The following is a 21,084-nucleotide window of genomic DNA, read 5'->3' on the forward strand; positions in this document are numbered from 1 at the left end:
CTGAAGATATGTGCCTAGACGAAGGGGCGCCACGCGACGTTCGCGCGGCGCCCCTCTCTTGTGCGTGGGACGTAAGGCGTGGCCGACAGGCGGCCAGCCGTGGGGAGGCCTCCTAGGCGGCAGGCGTGGAGGGCACGAAGATGCCCTCGCAGACCTTGGCGACGCCGGCGACGACCAGCATGACGCCCGTCGCGATGACCTCGATGCCGGCCGCGACGAAGGGCGAGCAGATCACGGCGATGCCGAGGATGATGATCATGATCGCGAGGATGATCGGCAGGATCGACATGCCGGGCACCTGGCGGCGCAGCGCCACGGCGACGCGCAGGGAGTCGAGGCCCGAGAGCAGGACGCCGATGCCGATGAGGACGTAGAGCCAGGCGACGAAGAAGCCGGGCATGGTCACGAAGAGGATGCCGAAGAGGACCTCGAAGACGCCGAAGTAGAAGCCCGAGTGGTTGAACAGGCCGGTGCGGGCCGTGAGGGCGGAGACGAACGAGATGACGCCGCCGATGATGAGCGACCAGCCGATGAAGGTCACGATGAAGACGAGCGCCTTGCCAGGGCTCATGATCATGAAGCCGCCGATGACGACGGCGAGGATGCCCGCGAGGATGGTCGCGAGGCGAGATCGTCCGGTGATTTCCATGGTTCTCCCCTTTCGCACGGGCGGCCCCGCGCATGATCCGTTGTTGCTGCGTCGCGGGAAGCGTACCACGACCAGCGGGGAGGGAAGACAACCTATCCGAGAAGGGCCTTGATTCCGATGCCAATGAGCACCAGGCCGCCGGCGACCTCGGCGCGGTCGCCGAGAAGGGAGCCGAGCCTTTTGCCGGCGAGAAGCGCGACCACGCAGCAGACGAAGGTCGTGAGGCCGATGACGCAGACCGCGAACGGGAGGTTGACGTCCTGGGCGCGCAGGCTCACGCCCACGGCGAAGGCGTCGATGGCCGTGGCGATGGCCTGCAGGACGAGGATGGCCAGGGTCAGGCGCTTGGGGCTCTTCTCGCCCGCGGCGGCATCGGCGTGGTCGGAGTCGCCTGCGGGATCGGAGGCGTCGGCAGAGCCTTCGGCCTTGGAGGCGCGCAGGGCCTGGACGCCCTCGCGGACCATGTTGGCGCCGATGATGCCGAGGATGACCATCGTGACGATGCCCGAGTAGCGCTCGATGAGCTCGGCGGCGAGGCCGCCGAGGAAGTAGCCGAGAAGCGGCATGAGCGCCTGGAAGGCGCCGAAGAAGACGGGCATGAGCGCGAGGCGGGCGCGCGGCTCGTGGGCGTAGGCGAAGGAGTTGGAGACCGTCACCGCGAACGCGTCGGCCGAGAGCGCAAGCCCCAGCAGCAGAATCTCGATGACACCCATTGGCTCTCCCCCACCTTGGTCGGACGCAAGCCGGCGCCGTTTGGGCGGGCCGGCACGGGCGCGGCACGGTGCCGCGCGCAAACGCCCAGTGTAACCAATCGGCGACGCAGCGGGGCGATTACACGCAAACTCTCGAGGTTGGACTATGCTATGTAGGTTGTAAGAGAAGCGCGCGAAGGCGCGTGAGTCCACCACGATCAGGGAGTAGCGATGCCCGCGCTGATCACGCACCACATCTTTGGAGAGGAGACCGTCTCCCGGCTTCCCGAGGGGATCATCCGGGGCGAGGAGGAACTTCTCGCCTTCCTGCTGGGAAACCAGGGTCCCGACCCCTTCTTCGTGCGCGCGCTCACGATCCCCGAGCAGGCAGACCGCTGCCACCACCTCGCGAGGCGCATGCACCGCGAGCACGTGGGCGAGGCCTTCGCCGCGCTGCGCACGTTCGTCACGCACCTGCCCGAGCGGGACAAGAACGTGGGACGTGCCTTCGTGCTGGGGCTTCTGGGCCACTACGCGCTCGACAGCTGCGCGCACCCGTTCGTGTTCGCGCAGCAGGACGAGATCATCGAAAACGCCGAGGGCCTCGACGACGCGAGCCACGAGGTGCACGCCGTGATCGAGAGCGACCTGGACACGTGGATGCTGTGGACCATGCGCCACCTCACGGTGACGGAGGCGCCGGCCACGGACTACCTCGCGCGCACCGAGCGAGTCGACCGCGTCGCAGGCGCGCTCTTCTCGGCGGTGGCGAGGCAGGTGTTCCGCATCGCGATCTCGCCCGACGAGTTCGGCGCGGCCGTGGGCAACTACCAGACGCTCTACCGCCTGATCGACCCGCTGGAGTCTGCCAAGGTGCGGCGCGTCGCGTCCATCGAGCGGATCGTGCGCCCGCACTCGATGGCGCAGTCCATGGCGCACACGGCGCACCCGACCGACGAGTGCGCGTCGGCGAACCTCGAGAGGCGCGCGTGGCGCGACGGCGACACCGGCGCCGTCTCGCATGACAGCTTTCCGGACCTGTTCTTCGACGCGACCGAGCGGTGGGCCGAGCTCACCGAGGCGTTCGTCACCGAAGCGTCGGACGACTTCTTCAAGACGGGCTTCGCGCTCGACTATAACGGGCGCAGGGTCGAGGCGTAACGGGAGCGGGACATGGCTGAGAGGCTGACACGCGTGCGCAGGACCAAGGCGCAGGCGGTGCTGTACCTCGTCTCGCTGGTCATGCTCGCGCTGGGGTCGATCGACTGCCTGTTCGGCATCGCGATGATCGTGGTCGACCCGACCGCGCGCGGCTCGCAGAGCGAGGTCGAGCTCGCGATCGTGGGCGTTGCGGTCGTGGCGGCAGGCGCGCTCGTGCTCGTGACCGGCGCGATGGGCTACGTGGCGTCGAAGGACTACTCGTTCGCCCCGACGTACCGCTTCTTCTGCTACGCCGTGAGCCTGTGCATCCTTCTGGTCATCATCTACGGCTGGTCGAACGGAGACATACTGATCTTCGACCCGCTGATCCTTGCGGCGACCATCGTCTACGTGCTGATCTGCTCGACCTTGGCCGACCACATCGAGCGCGACTGGGAGCTGGGCGTGCAGGGGACGCTCGTCGTACGCGACAACCTGCAGAGCGCGCTGCACTTCATCTCCGCGGTGATCACGCTGGTTGGGATCCTGTTCCTGATGGCGGCCGTGAGCTCGGCGATCCTTCTGGCGACGGGCCTCGAGCCGTTCCGGCAGGCGTTCTTCGACATCGACCTGTTCCCGCTGCCGCTCGCGCGCGAGGCGCTGCCGGCGCTGGCGTCGCTCGGCGCGGCGATGACCGGGCTTGCCGGAATCGCGCTGGGGTTCGCCGGCATCTGGTGCTCGAACCACCCCCGCTACATCGTTGGCTACTTCGTGATGGCGGCGCTGACCTGCGCCGCGCAGACGTACTCGTTCACGAGCGCGACGCTGGCCGCGGGCGTCTTCTCCGGAAGCGCGCCGGGCTCGGCGATCGGGGCGCTCTTCTCGGGCGCGGGGGCGCTGCTCGCCGCGCGCATCATGCTGCACCGCGAGCGCGAGGGCGCCGGCGAGGAGTGCGACGGCGCGTCGGTCAGCGAGGCCGAGGAGGCGGTGCGCCCGTGAGCCGGGGGCACGAGAGGGTCTGGTCCCGCACGGGGCTGCTCGGGCGCGTGGCGTGCGCTCTTCTCGTCATGCTGGCGCTCGTGGTGGCGCTGCCGCTTGCCGCGTGCTCGCACGGGGGCGGAGACTCGGGCGGCGTCGTGTCGGCGGTCGCCGAGCGCGTCGGCGGGGCCGCACCAGACAAGGACGGCTCGTACACATCGAAGGATGACGTGGCCGCCTACCTGCACGCCTACGGCAGGCTGCCGAAGAACTTCATCTCGAAGACGAAGGCGCGCGCGAAGGGCTGGTCGCCGTCGAAGGGTAACCTCGACGAGGTCTGCCCCGGCATGAGCATCGGCGGCGGGCAGTTCAAGAACGACGAGGGCGCGCTGCCGGACGCGCGCGGGCGGACGTGGCGCGAGTGCGACGTCAACTACCACGGCGGGCCGCGTGGCGCGGAGCGAATCGTGTACTCGGACGACGGCCTGATCTACTACACGCCCGACCACTACCAGACGTTCGAGCAGCTGTACTGAGCCGGGGCCAGGGGCCTTGGCGGGAGGAGGGGCATGCGCACCGTCACGCTCTTTGAGACAGACTTTCCTGACGCCGCGAGCGTGCACGAGTTCCTTGCGCGCGAGCTGGAGTTTCCCGACTACTACGGCAGCAACCTGTCGGCGCTTGCGGACTGCCTCGGAGACATCGACAGACCGACGAGAATCGTGATCGAGCGCGTCGACGACGAGCTGTGGGACGAGCGGCCGTGGTTCGGGCGGATCTGCGAGGTGCTTGTGCGCGAGGGGCTCGCGAGCGAGGAGCTCGAGGTGTCGCTTCGGCGCTAGCGGACGCGGACGTCGCCGCGGGTGCGGGCGCCGCCGCGGGTGCGGGTTCGCAGGCCGCGACAGGAAGGCGGCCCCGACCCGAGCGTGATCGGACCGAGGCCGCGGCTCTTCTCGCCTGCGTTGTGCGCGGTGGGCGCGGTGGGCGCGTGACTAGAACTCCGCGTTGCCCACGGTGCGCGGGTGCGGGATGACGTCGCGGATGTTGTCGACGCCCGTGAGGTACATGACCAGGCGCTCGAAGCCGAGGCCGAAGCCGGCGTGGTGGCAGGAGCCGTAGCGACGCAGGTCGAGGTAGTACTTGTACTGGTCGGGGTCCATGCCGAGCTCGGTGATGCGGCGCTCGAGGACGTCGAGGCGCTCCTCGCGCTGGGAGCCGCCGATGATCTCGCCGATGCCGGGAACGAGGCAGTCGGCCGCGGCGACGGTCTTGCCGTCGTCGTTGAGGCGCATGTAGAAGGCCTTGATGGCGGCCGGGTAGTCGGTGACGAAGGTCGGCTTGCCGAAGTGCTGCTCGGTCAGGTAGCGCTCGTGCTCGGTCTGGAGGTCGACGCCCCACTCGACGGGGTACTCGAACTCGGTGCCGGAGGCCTTGGCGTCCTGCAGGATCTTGATCGCGTCGGTGTAGGTGACGCGCGCGAAGTCGGAGCTGGCGACGTGCTCGAGACGCTCGAGCAAGCCCTTGTCGACGAACTTGTTGAACATCTCGAGCTCGTCGGGGCAGCGGTCCATGACGTAGCGGATGACGTACTTGAGCATGTCCTCGGACACGTCCATCTCGCCCTCGAGGTCGCAGAAGGCCATCTCGGGCTCGACCATCCAGAACTCGGCGGCGTGGCGACGGGTGTTGGAGTCCTCGGCGCGGAACGTCGGGCCGAAGGTGTAGATGTCGCCGAAGCTCATGGCGAAGTTCTCGCCCTGGAGCTGGCCGGAGACGGTGAGGTTGGTGGCCTTGCCGAAGAAGTCCTTGCTGTAGTCGACGGTGCCGTCCTCGTTCAGGGGCGGGTTGGCGGGGTCGATCGTGGTGACGCGGAACATCTCGCCGGCGCCCTCGGCGTCGGAGGCGGTGATGATGGGAGTGTTCACGTAGACGTAGCCGCGCTCCTGGAAGAACGAGTGGATCGCGAAGGCCGCGACCGAGCGGACGCGGAAGACGGCGCGGAAGAGGTTGGTGCGGCTGCGCAGGTGCTGGTGCAGGCGCAGGTACTCGCGGGTCTGGCGCTTCTTCTGCATGGGGTAGTCGGCCTGGGCCGGCCCCTCGATGAAGATGGACTCGGCCTTCAGCTCGAAGGGCTGCGGGCGGTCGGGGGTGAGCTCGAGGGTGCCCTGGATCTGCAGCGCGGAACCGACGGTGAGGGCCGCGACCTCGGCGTAATTGGCAAGCTCCTCGCGATTCATGACGACCTGCAGGTCCTTGAAGCAGCTGCCGTCATTCAGCATGACGAAGCCAAAGTTCTTCATGTCGCGAATCGAGCGAACCCAGCCGGCGACGGTCACCTTAGTGCCGCCGAACTCGTCCATCTCAGCAAAGAGACGAGCGATCGTAGTGCGGTCCATCTGTCGAGCTCCCTTCTTGCAGACGGGCATGGCATGGGGCCATGCCATGGAAAACAACTCAGCTAGCATATCGCGAAATGCCCTACAGTGTCACAAGTTGCGAACAACCCTCACGAAGGAGAAACCATGGCTCAGGACAACAACGGCGCCGAGAAGCCCACGATCGACGGCTCGCTCGTCGCGGCACAGGTCGAGTCCCTCGCCGAGCTGGAGCGACACTGGTCGAGCGTGCTCGCCAACGCCTCGGCCCTGGTGATGGACTCGATGGCGGACCTCAACTGGGCCGGCTTCTACCTCATGCGCGGAGGGCGCTTGGCGCTCGGCCCGTTCCAGGGCAGGGTCGCCTGCGTGACGATCGAGGTCGGCCGCGGCGTCTGCGGCACCGCCGTCGAGCAGGACGAGACCCAGCTCGTTCCCGACGTGCACGCGTTCGCCGGCCACATCGCCTGCGACAGCGCGTCGCGCTCCGAGGTCGTCGTGCCGCTGCACGCCGACGGCAGGATCGTCGGCGTCCTCGACGTCGACAGCCCCCTGCCGGACCGCTTCTCCGAGGCGGACGCGCGCGAGCTTGAGCTCGTGGCCGCGACCATCGAGCGCAGCTGCGACTTCTCCGACCTCGCCTAGGCCGGGCGCGAGCAAACGCTACCGCAGCACACAGCAAACCCCCTCGAGGACGCGAGCGCCTTCGAGGGGGTTTGAGTCTCTGGACGCAGTCCCTTAGACCAGATCGATCTCGGGGTGCTCGCGCGTGGCGTAGTCCTTGTTGGTGACGGTCGCACCAAGAAGCTGTTCGCACTTCTCGGCCAGCTCGTCGATGGCGGCGTGCAGGTCCTCCGAGCGCTCGGGCATCACGTTCTCCATGATGAACATGCAGTGCGGCGTCTCGTCCGAGACCTCCGTGCGCTGGCCGTCGCGCCAGTTCCAGCATCGGCAGACCGCGCCGGCGTCGTCGAGGTAGGCAACCTCGCCGGGCAGCGTGGGGTCGCTCTCCTCCTCGCCGATCGGGAGGAAGTAGTCGCCGCCCTCGGTCTTGGCCAGGCGGAACGTGCCCTCGATCGCGTCGATGTTCTCGGCGCCGATGGGGAGCGCGTACTTGAGCGAGATCGCGTTGGAGACGTCGACGGAGGGGACGATGTGGCCGACGGGGTTCTCCTTCAGCACGCGCTTGAGCAGGTTCTCGACCGAGCAGCGCGCACCCTTCTTGGTCTTGAACTGCTGGTAGGCCTTGCGCCAGACGGCGACGACCTCGTTCTGGCTGATGGTCGTGCTCGTGAGCCACTTCTCGGCGTTGGCGTTCGCGCGGTTCAGGAAGGCCTCCGCGGCGCGTGCGCTCTCCTCGCTGATCTGGTCGGTCGGCAGAATCCCGTCGACGCAGAGCACGCCGATCTCGACCTCGGGAAAGAGCTCCCAGAACGAATCCTCGACCACGAACTTCTTCATGCGATCCTCCCTTGCGGCGACGGTTGTCCAACGACGCATAGCATAGCATCTGGCACTCATAAAAATGAGCCGCGCGCGAGAATCTTTCGGTGTTTTGCAGCAGATTAACGACTGAAAATCGAAATATCTGACAGTAATATTCATTTCAAATTGCATACGTCGGGCGGGCGAGAAGAGCATATCCCCTGCCCCGCGCCGCGCCGGGGGCGCAGGCCGTGAGAGCCGACACCGCTCAGCGCGTCGCCGAGTGCATAATCGGTCGAGGGTCGGATATGGCACCCACACTGCGGCGAAGTCCAACTAGAATAGGTGTGCGACGCGCGAGCGCACGTCGCACCAAGGTTTCCTATCCAAGGCAATCGCCCGGAGGCAGATCCCATGGCAGACGGGAAGAGCAAGGTCAGCAACACCGCAACCAAGGCACTCATCGCGGCGGCAGCGGCACCGGCGGTCCTCTTTGGCGCCGTGACCGCGATCAACCGCATCGCGTTCCGTCGCTCCAACATAGCCTCGGCCTCCGAGGTCTACCACCGCGTCAACGGCAACAAGAAGCGCATGGCCAACCCCGTCGAGTGGGACAACTACATCCTCGAGCGCAGCGACGTCAACGACGCCCGCTACACCATGCCCGCCCTCATGACCTTCAAGGTCTCCATCGAGGACACCGACTTTGAGGGCATGCAGACCTTCATCCTCAACCGCCGCGCCATCAACGACCGCGCGGTCATCTACCTGCACGGCCGCACCCTGGTCGACCAGCCCACGATCTACCACTGGAAGTTCCTCGACACCATCGCGCGCCGCACTCGCGCCGAGGTGATCGTCCCGCTCTACCCCCTCGCGCCCGACCACACGCACGAGGAGGCCGAGGCCCTCATCGAGAAGCTCTACCGCGCGACCGCCGACAAGTACGGAGCCGACAACATCACCATCATGGGCGACTCGTCGGGCGCCGGCATCGCGGCCAGCTTCTGCCAGAGCCTGCCCGCCAAGGGCCTGGCCCAGCCCAAACACCTGATCCTCGTCTCGCCGTGGGTCGACCTCTCTCTCAAGAACCCCGACGTCACCCACTTCGAGGGCGCCGACCCCATGCTCTCGGCCAGCGGCCTGCGCAAGTCCGGCAAGCTCTGGGCCGCCGACCTCGACCCGGCCGACGCGCGCGTCAGCCCCATCAACGGCGACGTGACCTGCCTGCGCAACGTCATGGTCTTCACCGGCACGCGCGAGGTCCTGCACCCCGACGCCGTCCTCTTCCACCAGCGCGTCCACGCCTGCGGCAACCACAGCGAGCTCGTCGTCGGCACGGGCCTCCACAACAACTTCCCCCTCTACCCCATCCCCGAGGCGAATCGCGCGGTCGAGAAGATCATCCTCGCGATCTCGATGGACTAGCCCGCCCGCAAGACCACGATGGCCGAGGGCGGACCGCCGGGACCCAGCGTCCGGCGGTCATGCCAGCCGCACGAGAAGGAGGAACGGTGCCCGACTACCGCGTAGAGCATGACTCCATGGGAGAGGTGCGCGTTGAGAGCAGCGCGCTCTGGGGAGCCCAGACGCAGCGCTCGCTCGAGAACTTCAGAATCGGAGAAGAGCGCATGCCGGCAGGCATCATCTCGGCATTTGCGATCCTCAAGCGGGCTGCGGCCGAGGCCAACGCCGAGCTCGGCACCATCGGGGGCCGCGAGGCCGACCTCATCTGCACCGTCTGCGACGAGATCCTCGCCGGCGACCACGCGGACCAGTTCCCCCTCAAGGTCTGGCAGACCGGCTCGGGCACCCAGTCCAACATGAACGTCAACGAGGTCATCGCCAACCGTGGCAACCAGATTGCCGGCGAGCGCCTCCTGCACCCCAACGACACGGTCAACCGCTCGCAGTCCTCCAACGACACCTTCCCCACCGCCCTGCACATCGCCTGCACGCAGGCGCTCGTGAACGACGTCCTCCCCGCCATCGAGGGGCTCGCCCGGACCCTGCGCCGCCTCGAGCGCGAGAACGCCGACGCCGTCAAGTGCGGCCGCACGCACCTGCAGGATGCGGTCCCCATCAGCTTCGCCCAGGAGATCTCCGGCTGGCGCGGCATGCTCGAGTTCTCGGCCGAGTCCATCCGAGCGACCCTGCCCGGCCTCTCGCGCCTCGCCGTCGGCGGAACCGCCGTCGGCACCGGCCTCAACGCCCCCGAGAACTTCGACGCCCTCTGTGCCCAGAGGATCTCCCGGCTCACGGGCATGCTCTTCTCGGCGGAGCAGAACAAGTTCCACGCGCTCTCCGCCAAGGACGCCGTCGCGTTCTCGCACGGGGCGCTCCGCACCCTGGCCGCCAACATGATGAAGATCGCCAACGACGTCCGCTGGCTCGCGTCGGGCCCGCGCTGCGGCCTCGGCGAGATCGAGATCCCGGCCAACGAACCCGGCAGCTCCATCATGCCCGGCAAGGTCAACCCCACCCAGTGCGAGGCCGTCACCATGGTCGCCGCGCAGGTCATGGGTAACGACGCCACCATCGGCTTCGCGGCCTCCCAGGGCAACTTCGAGCTCAACGTCTTCATGCCCGTGATCGCCCACTGCTACCTGCAGAGCGCGCGCCTGCTCGCCGACGCGATCCGCTCCTTCGACGCGAACTGCGCCCGCGGCATCAAGGCGCGCCGCGACCGCATGCGCCACAACCTCGAGCAGTCCCTCATGCTCGTGACCTGCCTCAACCCCTACATCGGCTACGAGAACGCCGCGCGCGTCGCGCACAAGGCCTATGAGGACGAGACGAGCCTACGCGATGCCTGCGTCTCGCTCGGCCTGATGGACGCCCAGCGCTTCGACGAGGTGTTCAAGCCTGAGGAGATGATCTAGCCCATGGACCAGACGAGCGCCAGGAGCCTGGCCCTGCACGAGCGGATGCACGGCAAGATCGAGGTCGTGAGCCGCAAGCCCATCGAGACCAACGACGACCTCGCCCTGCTCTACACGCCGGGCGTGGCCGAACCCTGCCGCCAGATCCAGGCGGACTACCAGCGGTCGTGGGACCTCACGCGCCGGAGCAACCTCGTGGCCGTCATCACCGACGGCACGGCCGTGCTCGGCCTCGGCGACATCGGCGCCGCCGCGGGCATGCCGGTCATGGAGGGCAAGTGCGCCCTCTTCAAGGAGTTCGGCGACGTGGACGCCTTCCCGATCTGCGTCGACACGCACGACACCGACGAGTTCGTGCGCACGGTGCAGCTCATCTCCAAGAGCTTCGGCGGCATCAACCTCGAGGACATCGCGGCCCCGCGCTGCTTCGAGATCGAGCGCCGCCTGCAGGACCTCTGCGACGTGCCCGTCTTCCACGACGACCAGAACGGCACCGCCATCGTGGTGGCCGCGGCGCTCGAGAACGCGCTCAGGGTCACCGGCAAGCCCAAGGGGAGCCTCCGCATCGCGATGAGCGGCGCGGGCGCGGCAGGCATCGCGATCGCGACCCTGCTCACCCACATGGGCTTCGGCAACGTCCTGCTCTGCGACCGCAAGGGCATCATCTGCGAGGGTGACGAGGGCCTCTCGGCCGGCAAGGCCGAGGCGAGCCGCTTCACCAACGCCGACCACGAGCGCGGCACCCTGGCCGACGCCATGCGCGGCGCCGACGTCTTCATCGGCGTCTCGGGCCCCGGCCTCGTCACGCGCGAGATGGTCGCCTCCATGAACGACGGCATCGTCTTCGCGCTGGCCAACCCCACGCCCGAGATCATGCCCGACGAGGCGGCCGCCGCGGGCGCGACCGTCATCGGCACCGGCCGCTCCGACTTCCCCAACCAGATCAACAACGTGCTGGTCTTCCCCGGCATCTTCAAGGGTGCCCTCGCGGCCCGCGCGCCCAAGATCACGCGCGCCATGGAGGTCGCGGCCGCCCGCGCCATCGCGGCGCACGTGAGCGACGCCGACCTCGCGCCCGACCACATCATCCCCTCGGCCCTCGACAAGTCCGTCGCGGACGTCGTCGCGCGCGCCGTGGCCGAGAACGTGGAGGGCTAGCTTCCGCGTGACGTACCTCCCCAACAGAGACGACAGGCGCGCCACGAGCCGCGCCCAGGGCAGCCCGCAGGCGAGAAGAGCCTCCTCCGGGGCCCAGCGCCGTGCCACCAAGCGACGCAAGGCCACCTCGCGCGGCCCGCACGCCACGCTCGCGGCCGGCCCCAGCACGGGCTCGAGCGCGAGCACGCGCTACCGCCCGCCCGCAAGCACGCCCCTCGGCTCGATGGCGCACGAGGTCCGCGGCACCCGCGACGACCGCCCGGCGCAGGTCCGCCAGGCCCGCCGCGTCGGCGCGCGCTCGCGCGACATGGCCCAGATGCGCGGCGCGGCCGAGCGCCGCATGAACGAGAGCCGCGTCCGCACCGTGAGGCGCAACAACGCCCGCAAGACGTCCTTCCCGTTCAAGACCCTCATCGCCGTGGTGTCGGCTCTTCTCGTCATCGCACTCGTGCGCCTCGTGTTCTTCCCGGCGCCCGGCGAGGTCGGCGCGCCCGACACGCGCCTGAGCGCGGCCATCGCGAGCGCCGACGACATCTTCGTGAGCCCCTACGACTGGGACAAGCTCGAGACCGACGACCGCGGCCGAGTCAGCTACGTGGACGGCGGCCAGACGCTGTCGCGCGCGGGCATCGACGTCTCGTCGCACAGCGGGACGATCGACTGGAAGAAGGTCGCCGCCGACGGCATCGACTTCGCGTACGTGCGCGTGGGATATCGCGGCACCGTCGAGGGCAACATCGCCGAGGACACGAGCTTCGAGAAGAACTTCCGCGAGGCGCAGGAGGCCGGCCTCGACGTGGGCGTCTACTTCTTCTCCGAGGCGATCAACGAGGACGAGGCCATCGAGGAGGCCCAGTTCGTGATGGGCAAGCTCGGCTCGACCGTGACGCGCTACCCCATCGCGTTCGACATGGAGCCCTCCTCGTCGGGCTCCGACCGCATCAGCTCGCTCTCGAAGGCCAAACGCAACGCCGTCGCGCGCGCCTTCTGCCGCGAGCTTGCGTCGCACGGCCAGAAGGCGATCGTCTACGGCAGCCGCAGCGACCTCTCCAACTACGAGCTCGACGACCTGATCGACTACGGCTTCTGGTTCGCCGACTACTCCAGCCGTCCCCAGATGAGCCTGCGCATGGGCATCTGGCAGTACTCCGACAGCGCCACCGTCGACGGCATCAAGGAGAAGGTCGACCTCGACCTCGACCTCATGGGCGTGCTCGCCACGTCGTAGCGCCGGGCGAGAAGAGCCTGGCCTTGCTCGCCGCCGATCCGGCACGACACAGGACGCGACCCCTCCGCCTTGCGCTGCGAACAACGCGCCTTCGGCGCGAACTTGCGCAAAACGGAGGGGCCGCGCTCACGTCGCCCGCGCACCCGAGTCGCGGGCCACTATCACTGCCCTACGCCAGCTCGGCGGTCACGCGCTTGAGCCAGCTCGTGATCGGCAGCTGCTGCGGGCAGGCACTCTCGCACTGCAGGCAGCCAATGCACGCGTCCGGCGCCGCGCTATCCTCCAGGGTCTCCCGAAAGTCGCGGCGAGCCCGCTCGACGTTGCCAAAGACGAGCAGGTCGTTCAGGGCGGAGAAGTACTCCGGAATGTCGATGCCCATGGGGCAACCGGGCGCGCAGTAGCGGCATCCCGTGCAACGCACGCGCTCGATGGAGTCGAGCACCGCCTGCACGCGGCGGATAGCAGCAGCCTCGTCCTCGTCGAGCGGCTTGAAGTCGCGCATGTAGGAGAGGTTGTCGTCCATCTGCTCGAGGTTGCTCATGCCCGAGAGCACGACCTCGACGCCCTCGAGTGACGCGACGTAGCGGATGGCCCAGCTGGCCAGCGACGCCTCCGGGTTCGCCTCGCGCAGGATGGAGGCCACGTGTTCAGGCGGGTTGGCGAGCGCGCCGCCCTTGACGGGCTCCATGACCACGATCGATTTGCCGTGCCTGCGCGCGACCTCGTAGTTCGCGCGGCTCGTGACAGCCGGGTTCTCCCAGTCGGCATAGTTGAGCTGGAGCTGCACGAAGTCAACCTCAGGATGCGCGCGCAGGATCTCGTCGAGCAGCTCGGGCGTCGCGTGGAACGAGAAGCCCACGTGGCGAGTGAGGCCCTTCTCCTTCATCTCGGCGGCAAAGTCCCAGATGCCGTACTCGTCGTACTTCTTGTAGTTGTCGGCCTGCAGCGCGTGCAGCAGGTAGTAGTCGAAGTAGCCGGCGCCCGTGCGCGCAAGCGACGTCTCGAACTGCGCCTTGCAGGAGGCCGCGTCGGTGCAGCCCATCCATGCGTTGATCTTGGTCGCCAGCGTGTACGACTCGCGCGGGTAGCGCTCGACCAGCGCCTTGCGCGTGGCCTCCTCGGATCCGGTGTAGACGAAGGCCGTGTCGAAGTACGTGAGGCCCGCGTCCATGAAGTGGTCGACCATCTCCTTGGTCTGCTCGATGTCGATCGAGCCGTCCTCGAGCTTCGGCAGTCGCATGAGCCCGAAGCCCAGCTTGCCGCCACACTCGTCAAATGATCCGGACATACGTCACTTCCTTCTCTCCGCCGAGAAGAGCCTGCGCCTTCCACGCGACTCCCTCGGCAATCACCCCGTCGGGGCTTGCCTCGCGACCACCATGCAGCCGCCTCCCCGACACGCGCCGGCGACTGCCGACTGACTCCCACTCCCCATGTCCTGCGCAAGTTCGCGCAAGGCACGGGCAGACGCCGTTTCCCTCGTTGGCCGCGAGTTCGCGCCGAAGGCGCGCTGCTCGCTGCGGCCGACGAGGGAACGGTGGCTTGCGCTAGTCTCGCGTCAGCTTGCGGTGGATGCGGTGCGGGCGCGAAGCGTCGGGCCCGAGCCTCTTCAGACGGTCGCGCTGGTAGTCCTCGAAGTTGCCCTCGAACCAGTGCCACTGGCCGGGGTTCTCGTCGGTGCCCTCCCACGCCAGAATGTGCGTGCAGATGCGGTCCAGGAACCAGCGGTCGTGCGAGGTGATGACCGAGCAGCCGGGGAACTCCAGCAGCGCCTCCTCGAGCGACTCGAGCGTCTCGGTGTCGAGGTCGTTGGTCGGCTCGTCGAGCAGCAGCAGGTTGCCGCCCTGCTTGAGCGTGAGCGCCAGGTTCAGGCGGTTGCGCTCGCCGCCGGAGAGCACGCCGGCGCGCTTCTGCTGGTCGGTGCCCTTGAACCCGAAGGCCGACACGTACGCGCGGCTCGGGATCTCCTGCTTGCCCACGATGATGTAGTCGTTGCCGCCCGAGACGACCTCCCACACGTTCTTCTCGGCCTCGAGGCCCTCGCGGTTCTGGTCGACGTACGAGAGCAGCACGGTCTCGCCCAGCTCAAGCGAGCCGCTCGTCGGCTGCTCCTTGCCCACGATCATCTTGAACAGCGTAGACTTGCCCACGCCGTTCGGGCCGATCACGCCCACGATGCCGTTGCGCGGCAGGCTGAACGACAAATCGTCGATCAGCACGCGGTCGCCGAAGGCCTTGTGCAGGTGCTCGACCTCGAGGACCTTGCTGCCCAGGCGCGGGCCCACGGGAATGTGGATGTCGGTGTAGTCGACGCCCGACGCGCGCAGCGCCTCGGCCTCCATCTGCTCATACGCGGCGAGACGAGCCTTGCTCTTGGCCTGGCGCGCCTTCTGGGAGCTGCGCACCCACTCGAGCTCGGACTTCATCTTCTTGACGCGCTTGGCGTTCTGCTTGGACTCGGCCTCCATGCGCGCGGCCTTCGTCTCCAGGTAGGTGGAGTAGTTGCCCTTGTAGGGGTAGAGCGTGCCGCGGTCGACCTCGCAGATCCACTCGGCAACGTTGTCGAGGAAGTAGCGGTCGTGCGTGACGGCGAGCACGGCGCCCTGGTAGTTCTTGAGGAACTGCTCGAGCCACAGGACCGACTCGGCGTCCAGGTGGTTGGTCGGCTCGTCCAGAAGCAGCAGGTCCGGCGCCTCGAGCAGGATCTTGCAGAGCGCCACGCGGCGCCTCTCGCCACCGGAGAGGTGGTCGACCAGCTCGTCGGCGTCGGGGCACTGCAGCGCGTCCATCGCCTGCGAGAGCTGGCTGTCGAGGTCCCACCCGTTCACGGCGTCGATCTCGTCCTGGAGCTTGCCCATCTCCTCCATCAGCGCGTCGTAGTCCGCATCGGGGTCGGCCATCTCCTCGCCAATCTTGTTGAAGCGGTTGACCTTGGCAATCACCTCGCCAAACGCCATCTCGATGTTCTCCTTGACGGTCTTGGTGTCGTCAAGCTCGGGCTCCTGCTCCAGCAGCCTCACCGAGTAGCCGGGCGCCATGCGCGCCTCGCCGTTCGAGATCTCCTCCTTGCCGGCCATGATCTTGAGCAGCGTCGACTTGCCCATGCCGTTCGGGCCCACGACGCCGATCTTGGCCCCGGGGAAGAACCCCATCGTCACGTCGTCAAGAATGACCTTGTCGCCGTGCGCCTTGCGAACCTGGTGCATCTGGTAGATGAATTCCGCCATGTCACGTCCTTTGTGGTTGGGTCGCGCCGAGCCATCCGCCCGCGCGCGCGTGCAATCGCAAACTTTCCCAAGTATCCCACGCCACATCAGGCCCAGGCAACGTCACCCGCCGAGAAGAGCCCCATTCCAGACCCCGTGCACAACCCCACGCGCATCTCGAAACGACCCCACGTCCGCCCCTCGCGCGCCGATTACTCAGATTACGAAAAGGACGCAGATTATTAGCCAGATTACGAAAATGTCACCGCCGATTACTGAGATTTCGAAAAGGACGCACTCAAACACGACCCCGAATCGACTTGCACCTCGTCTACCTGCGGGCCTTCAAAACGCACCTCACGAGGGTCGGTGACTTTTCCGTAATCTGAGTAATTTCTGGTACCTTTTCCGTAATCTGAGTAATCCGCCGTGCCAAATCTGAAATTCGAGTAATTATCTGCGTCCTTTTCGTAATCTGAGTAATCAGCACTGCGAAACGCACGTCAAGTCATGCGCATGCAATCGTTCTGACGTTTCTCGCTGCCACTGACTGTCTATCAATATGCCATCGTAATCGTGCATGCTAAAAAGATGACGCCAAAGAACAGAACGGGTCGGACGCTCGATCGACCCCATATATCAGCACTAGCACCTCGCGCAGAGGCCGATCATCAACGTGTCGCTTATCAAGCTTTTCCAAGTCCCTGCGAAATGCCGGCGTGAAGTATGCCTTGAGACGCATTTCCTACGATCTCGCCTGCTCCAGAAGCTCATCAGCGGTATCGAACCCCTCTTCGCCTCTGGCAATAATTGCCTGTGCGTCTGCAATGGACTCGAGCGTTTCCGCATTGGGCAACGGGGTCACAACATCGATCGGAATCCTTCGTTCGCGAGCAACCTGACGAAGGAATGCCCGCGTAATTGAGGAAAGGTCAAATCCATACTCATGCGCGACGGCCGCGGCAGCGGCCTTTGTTTCCTCATCCATACGGACAGTAAGCGTGGTCATCACCAATCACCTCAAGCAATTACGTACTAATAATGTACGACATTGTCAGTATATCCGACGAGCTAATTCAAGAAGGCCGGGCTGCAGGGGCTTCCCCCGAAAGGCAGCGCGTTCTCGGCGACCCCGCATAGGGCAGGCTGATGGCCACACAAAAACGGGGGCGAGCCGAAGCCCGCCCCCTTGCGAAGTCGCATGTGCGCCAAGCGCGCTCCCCTAGAACGAGAGAGCCGCCTTCTCGATGCCCGCGGCATCCAGGCCGTACTTGGCGAGAAGATCGACCGCCGGGCCCGACTCGCCATACGTGTCCTGCACGCCAACCTTGCGCACGGGCGTGGGGCACTTCTCGGCGAGCACGTCGCACACGGCGCTGCCGAGGCCGCCGATGACGGAGTGCTCCTCCGCGGTGACGACCTTGCCGGTCTTCTGCGCGGACGCGAGGATGATCTCCTCGTCGAGCGGCTTGATCGTGTGGATGTTGATGACCTCGGCGTCGACGCCCTTGGCCGCCAGTGACTCGGCGGCCTCGAGGGCCGCGGCCACCATGAGGCCGGTCGCGACGATGGTCACGTCCGAGCCCTCGCGCATGAGGACGCCCTTGCCCAGCTCGAACTTGTAGTCCGGGCGGTCATTGATCACGGGCAGCGCAAGACGGCCGAAGCGCATGTAGAACGGGCCGTCCGTCTCGTAGGCGGCCTTCACCGCAGCGCGGGCCTCAACGTCGTCGGACGGGTTGACCACGGTCATGCCGGGGATCGTGCGCATGAGCGCGATGTCCTCGCAGCACTGGTGCGTGGCGCCGTCCTCGCCCACGGAGATGCCGGCGTGCGTGGCGCCGATCTTCACGTTCAGGTGCGGGTAGCCGATGGAGTTGCGCACCTGCTCGAAGGCGCGGCCGGCGGCAAACATCGCGAACGTCGAGGCGAACGCGACGCGACCGGTCGTGGCGATGCCGGCGGCGAGGCCCATCAGGTTGCCCTCGGCAATGCCCGCATCGAAGAAGCGCTCGGGGTAGGCGGCCTTAAAGATGCCGGTCTTGGTGGCGGCGGCCAGGTCGGCGTCGAGCACCACGAAGTCGTCGTGCTCCGCACCAAGCTCCACGAGAGCGTTTCCATAGCTGTCGCGCGTGGCGACCTTCTTCACGTCAGCCATCTCTACGCCTCCTTCTTGAGCTCGGCAATGGCCTGCTCGAACTGCTCGTCGTTGGGTGCCTTGCCGTGCCAGCCAACCTGGTTCTCCATGAACGAGACGCCCTTGCCCTTGACCGTCTTCGCGACGATGCAGGTCGGCATCCCCTTGGTGGCGCGGGCCTCCGCGAAGGCGGCGCGAATCTGGTCGAAGTCGTTGCCGTCGGCAACCTCGACCACGTGGAACTTGAACGCGCGGAACTTGTCCGCAATCGGCGCCGCGGAGTTGACGTCCTCGATGGTGCCGTCGATCTGCAGGCCGTTCCAGTCGACGATGAACACAAGGTTGTCCAGCTTGTGGTTGCCCGCGAACATGGCGGCCTCCCACACCTGGCCCTCCTCGATCTCGCCGTCGCCGAGAAGAGCGTACGTACGCCAGTCCTCGCCCCAGTGCTGGGCGGCAAGGGCCATGCCGACCGCGGCCGAGGAGCCCTGACCGAGGGAGCCGGTGGACATGTCGACGCCGGGGGTGTCGTTCATGTTGGGGTGACCCTGGAGCATCGAGCCAATGTGGCGCAGGGTCTCGAGCTCGGCCTTGTCGAAGAAACCGCGCTCGGCGAGCGTCGCGTAGAGGCCAGGCGCCGCATGACCCTTCGAGATCACGAAGCGGTCGCGCTTGGGGTCGCGCGGGTTCGCGGGATCCACGTTCATCTCCTCGAAGTAGAGATACGTGAGGATGTCCGCCGCAGAAAGCGACCCGCCCGGGTGGCCGGACTTGGCCGCGTGGGTGGCCGTCACGATACCCTGGCGAATGCTGCTGGCAAGCGCCTTGAGCTCGTCATTCGAATGCCGAGTCAACGTGTCAGTCATCTGTTCACTCCCTCGTCAGTAATCGGGTCGGGGACGACCCCCGACCCAAGGCAAAATGACCACCCGCTACTATACGTCTTCGAACGTCCGCACACACCCCCGTATCGGCAAGCTCACGAACATCGCCGCGGACGGCAACATAGCCATCGCAAACCAAGCAAGGAATCCGGCCCTCCCCCATCGCGATGAGGCAATGGAGAAGAGCCGGATTCGTGGCAGGAACCTCTATGCCCAACTGATTAGGCAACGATCGCGGAGAGCTCCCTGGCGTCCTTGAAGGCCTTGCTGGAGACGGGCTGGCGCGCGCCGGGAATCACGGTGTCGACGGTGCCCTCCCACACGCGCACCCCCTCGGTGCTGGCGTCTTCGCCCTCCTCGAAGCGGTCGGTGGTCACGACGTAGTGGCACTCGAACTCGCTGCGATCGGGAAGCGGCTTCTTGCTGTAGTCGTAGCTTACGCTGTCGAGCATCCTGCGCATCGTCGCGGGGCGCTGCGAGGGGTCGGGGCACGCGACGACGCCGGTGCTGCTGCTGTAGAGCGACGTGGGCGACACGTAGATCGTGCGGATCGCGCGACGGCGCTTCTGCTCGCTGCGCACCACGAGCACGACGCAGGCCGCGATGACGACCCACCAGAACGCGTCGACGATGAGGTCGAGCGGGGCGTCGACCAGGTAGAGCCCGGAGACGTACCAGACGACCAGCAGTGCGATCGAGAGGGCCACGAGGACTGCCGTGATGATGGCGGTAGACTTGGTCATTTCAACTACACCTCCTTGTACGCGGGGACGCCGTAGGCGGAGCCCTGCGGCTCGTTGGACTCGTCGCGCTTGATGCCGCGGATCGAGTCGCCGTCGTCATGCAGGCCGTCGGTGAAGGAGCGACGACGACGCAGGACGATGCCGTAGGCGATGAGCGAGAGCAGGATGCCGAAGCCCATGGCCCAGTGGACCCAGCACTCGCCGTGGTCGTGGTCGGCCTTGCCGGCCAGCGGGTTGCCCTCGTCCTCGATGGTCTCGGCCTGGGGCTCGGCCATCGGGACCGCGTCGTCGACGATGGTCTCGGCAGGCGTGGCGTCAGCCGCAGGAGCCGCGGGCGCCGCGGCGGCCGTGGGCGCAGGCGCGGCAGTAGCACCGCCGTCGGTCGTCGGGCCGAGCGGGCCGGGCGTCGGGGTCGGGCCGGGCGTCGGGGCCGGGCCGGGCGCCGGGGCCGCGGTGACGGTCAGCGTGCCGAGGGTCGCCCCGTCGAGCTCGTAGTTGGACTCGGAGGCCGTGCCGTCCCACGTCAGCTCGTAGCCGTTCTCGCTGGAGCCGACCTCGGTCTGGGAGCCGGTCGCCTTGATGGTCGCGGTCTCGCCGTTGACGAGGCCGTCGATCCTGGCGGGCGCGGTGAGGGCGCTGCCGTCGTAGGTCTTCTCGGCGCCGTCGGTGGTGACGGCGTACTTGGCCCTGGCGATCTCGTAGGAGAGCGCCATCTCGCCGGCGTAGTTGCCCTTGCCGGTGGCCCTGACGGCCTTGGCGCCGGCGTTGGTGACGTCGGCCGGGTAGGCCAGCTCGAAGTCGGTGCCCTCGACGAGGGTGGCGCGGGTCTTCTTGTCGCGGATGGTGACGGGCTGCCTCTGCTCCTGGCCGTTGTAGGTGGTGTTCTCCGGGCCCTCGACGACGAAGCGCGCGGACTCGTCGGAGGGGTCGGGCTTCACGTCGGGCAGCTTGGCCGCGGTGACGGTCAGCGTGCCGAGGGTCGCCTCGCCGAGCTCGTAGTTGGACTCGGAGGCCGTGCCGTCCCACGTCAGCTCGTAGCCGTTCTCGCTGGAGCCGACCTCGGTCTGGGAGCCGGTCGCCTTGATGGTCGCGGTCTCGTGGTTCACGAGGCCGTCGATCCTGGCGGGCGCGGTGAGGGCGCTGCCGTCGTAGGTCTTCTCGGCGCCGTCGGTGGTGACGGTGTACTTGGCCCTGGCGATCTCGTAGGAGAGCGCCATCTCGCCGTCGTAGTTGCCCTTGCCGGTGGCCTTGACGGCCTTGGTGCCGGCGTTGGTGACGTCGGCCGGGTAGGCCAGCTCGAAGTCGGTGCCCTCGACGAGGGTGGCGCCGGTGGCCTTGTCGCGGATGGTGACGAGCTGCCTCTGCTCCTGGCCGTTGTAGGTGGTGTTCTCCGGGCCCTCGACCACGAAGCGCGCGGTCTCGTCGGAGGGGTCGGGCTTCACGTCGGGGAGCTTCGCCGCGGTGATCTTGAAGGTCGCGCCGGTGGCGGTCACGTCGTAGTTGGGGTTGTCGCCGAGCGTGACGCTGATGGCGTACTCGCCGACGTCCTCGCCCGCCTGGCGGCTGAGCGCGAAGTCGATCTCGGAG

Annotated in this window: 20 protein-coding genes; 9 read left to right on the top strand and 11 right to left on the bottom strand. The window is 67.1% G+C overall.

The window, feature by feature from the left end; genetic code table 11:
* Positions 1-112: 112 nt before the first annotated feature.
* Positions 113-649, bottom strand: coding sequence for a DUF308 domain-containing protein (locus M5D76_RS08960; RefSeq protein WP_248923038.1), 537 nt, complete (start codon positions 647-649; stop codon positions 113-115).
* 92 nt (positions 650-741) lie between these two features.
* The gene (locus M5D76_RS08965) at positions 742-1,362 is read right to left on the bottom strand and encodes a manganese efflux pump MntP (protein ID WP_248923039.1); all 621 of its coding nucleotides are present in this window, start codon (positions 1,360-1,362) and stop codon (positions 742-744) included.
* A 210-nt stretch (positions 1,363-1,572) separates the two neighbouring features.
* Between M5D76_RS08965 and M5D76_RS08970 the strand changes: the two genes are divergently transcribed.
* From M5D76_RS08970 to M5D76_RS08985, 4 genes are read left to right on the top strand one after another with little or no spacing between them, the layout of a single operon-like run.
* Positions 1,573-2,502, top strand: a complete 930-nt coding sequence (locus tag M5D76_RS08970) for a zinc dependent phospholipase C family protein (protein ID WP_248923040.1) — start codon at positions 1,573-1,575, stop codon at positions 2,500-2,502.
* Positions 2,503-2,514: 12 nt separating this feature from the next.
* A complete protein-coding gene (locus M5D76_RS08975; RefSeq protein WP_248923041.1) occupies positions 2,515-3,480 on the top strand; it encodes a hypothetical protein in 966 nt (321 codons plus the stop codon).
* Positions 3,477-3,995, top strand: a complete 519-nt coding sequence (locus M5D76_RS08980) for a ribonuclease domain-containing protein (protein ID WP_248923042.1) — start codon at positions 3,477-3,479, stop codon at positions 3,993-3,995. Before M5D76_RS08975 ends, M5D76_RS08980 begins: the two co-directional genes overlap by 4 nt.
* Positions 3,996-4,028: 33 nt before the next feature.
* The gene (locus M5D76_RS08985; protein ID WP_248923043.1) at positions 4,029-4,301 is read left to right on the top strand and encodes a barstar family protein; all 273 of its coding nucleotides are present in this window, start codon (positions 4,029-4,031) and stop codon (positions 4,299-4,301) included.
* Between the two features lie 150 nt (positions 4,302-4,451).
* Here M5D76_RS08985 and asnS read toward each other — a convergent pair whose 3' ends face one another.
* On the bottom strand, positions 4,452-5,855 hold the full coding sequence (gene asnS, locus M5D76_RS08990; RefSeq protein WP_248923044.1) for an asparagine--tRNA ligase: 1,404 nt from the start codon (positions 5,853-5,855) through the stop codon (positions 4,452-4,454).
* Between the two features lie 126 nt (positions 5,856-5,981).
* On the opposite strand from asnS, the gene M5D76_RS08995 reads away from it, so the two are divergent.
* The gene (locus tag M5D76_RS08995) at positions 5,982-6,479 is read left to right on the top strand and encodes a GAF domain-containing protein (RefSeq protein ID WP_248923045.1); all 498 of its coding nucleotides are present in this window, start codon (positions 5,982-5,984) and stop codon (positions 6,477-6,479) included.
* A 93-nt stretch (positions 6,480-6,572) separates the two neighbouring features.
* Here the strand turns inward: M5D76_RS08995 and M5D76_RS09000 are convergent, their stop codons facing one another.
* Positions 6,573-7,295: a B3/B4 domain-containing protein gene (locus tag M5D76_RS09000; RefSeq protein WP_248923046.1), complete on the bottom strand. Its 723-nt coding sequence runs from the start codon at positions 7,293-7,295 to the stop codon at positions 6,573-6,575.
* A gap of 378 nt (positions 7,296-7,673) precedes the next feature.
* Here M5D76_RS09000 and M5D76_RS09005 point away from each other — a divergent pair, with 378 nt between their 5' ends.
* From M5D76_RS09005 to M5D76_RS09020, 4 genes are all read left to right on the top strand, one after another.
* Positions 7,674-8,687 carry an alpha/beta hydrolase fold domain-containing protein gene (locus M5D76_RS09005; RefSeq protein ID WP_248923047.1) on the top strand — a complete coding sequence of 338 codons (1,014 nt, stop codon included), beginning with the start codon at positions 7,674-7,676 and terminating at the stop codon, positions 8,685-8,687.
* An 86-nt stretch (positions 8,688-8,773) separates the two neighbouring features.
* Positions 8,774-10,141 carry a class II fumarate hydratase gene (gene fumC, locus M5D76_RS09010; protein WP_248923048.1) on the top strand — a complete coding sequence of 456 codons (1,368 nt, stop codon included), beginning with the start codon at positions 8,774-8,776 and terminating at the stop codon, positions 10,139-10,141.
* Between the two features lie 3 nt (positions 10,142-10,144).
* Positions 10,145-11,299 carry an NAD(P)-dependent malic enzyme gene (locus tag M5D76_RS09015; RefSeq protein WP_248923049.1) on the top strand — a complete coding sequence of 385 codons (1,155 nt, stop codon included), beginning with the start codon at positions 10,145-10,147 and terminating at the stop codon, positions 11,297-11,299.
* Positions 11,300-11,306: 7 nt separating this feature from the next.
* Positions 11,307-12,527 carry a glycoside hydrolase family 25 protein gene (locus M5D76_RS09020; protein ID WP_248923050.1) on the top strand — a complete coding sequence of 407 codons (1,221 nt, stop codon included), beginning with the start codon at positions 11,307-11,309 and terminating at the stop codon, positions 12,525-12,527.
* A 169-nt stretch (positions 12,528-12,696) separates the two neighbouring features.
* On the opposite strand, the gene M5D76_RS09025 is transcribed toward M5D76_RS09020, so the two are convergent.
* The 7 genes from M5D76_RS09025 to M5D76_RS09215 form a co-directional block, all read right to left on the bottom strand.
* Positions 12,697-13,815, bottom strand: coding sequence for an aldo/keto reductase (locus tag M5D76_RS09025; protein ID WP_248923051.1), 1,119 nt, complete (start codon positions 13,813-13,815; stop codon positions 12,697-12,699).
* 259 nt (positions 13,816-14,074) lie between these two features.
* Entirely contained in the window at positions 14,075-15,754 is a 1,680-nt protein-coding gene (ettA, locus tag M5D76_RS09030) for an energy-dependent translational throttle protein EttA (protein ID WP_248923052.1), read from the bottom strand.
* Positions 15,755-16,478: 724 nt separating this feature from the next.
* On the bottom strand, positions 16,479-16,742 hold the full coding sequence (locus M5D76_RS09035; RefSeq protein ID WP_248923053.1) for a type II toxin-antitoxin system RelB/DinJ family antitoxin: 264 nt from the start codon (positions 16,740-16,742) through the stop codon (positions 16,479-16,481).
* 213 nt (positions 16,743-16,955) lie between these two features.
* Positions 16,956-17,891, bottom strand: coding sequence for a transketolase family protein (locus M5D76_RS09040; RefSeq protein WP_248923054.1), 936 nt, complete (start codon positions 17,889-17,891; stop codon positions 16,956-16,958).
* A gap of 2 nt (positions 17,892-17,893) precedes the next feature.
* Complete coding sequence (locus tag M5D76_RS09045) at positions 17,894-18,736, bottom strand: transketolase (RefSeq protein WP_248923055.1); 843 nt, start codon at positions 18,734-18,736, stop codon at positions 17,894-17,896.
* 239 nt (positions 18,737-18,975) lie between these two features.
* On the bottom strand, positions 18,976-19,497 hold the full coding sequence (locus M5D76_RS09050) for a hypothetical protein (RefSeq protein WP_248923056.1): 522 nt from the start codon (positions 19,495-19,497) through the stop codon (positions 18,976-18,978).
* Positions 19,498-19,502: 5 nt separating this feature from the next.
* A partial coding sequence (locus M5D76_RS09215; RefSeq protein ID WP_283102130.1) for an MBG domain-containing protein occupies positions 19,503-21,084 on the bottom strand: 1,582 nt, incomplete at its 5' end.

The sequence above is a fragment of the Olsenella intestinalis genome (genome assembly GCF_023276655.1).
In the GTDB taxonomy this organism is placed as follows: Bacteria; Actinomycetota; Coriobacteriia; order Coriobacteriales; family Atopobiaceae; genus Olsenella_J; species Olsenella_J intestinalis.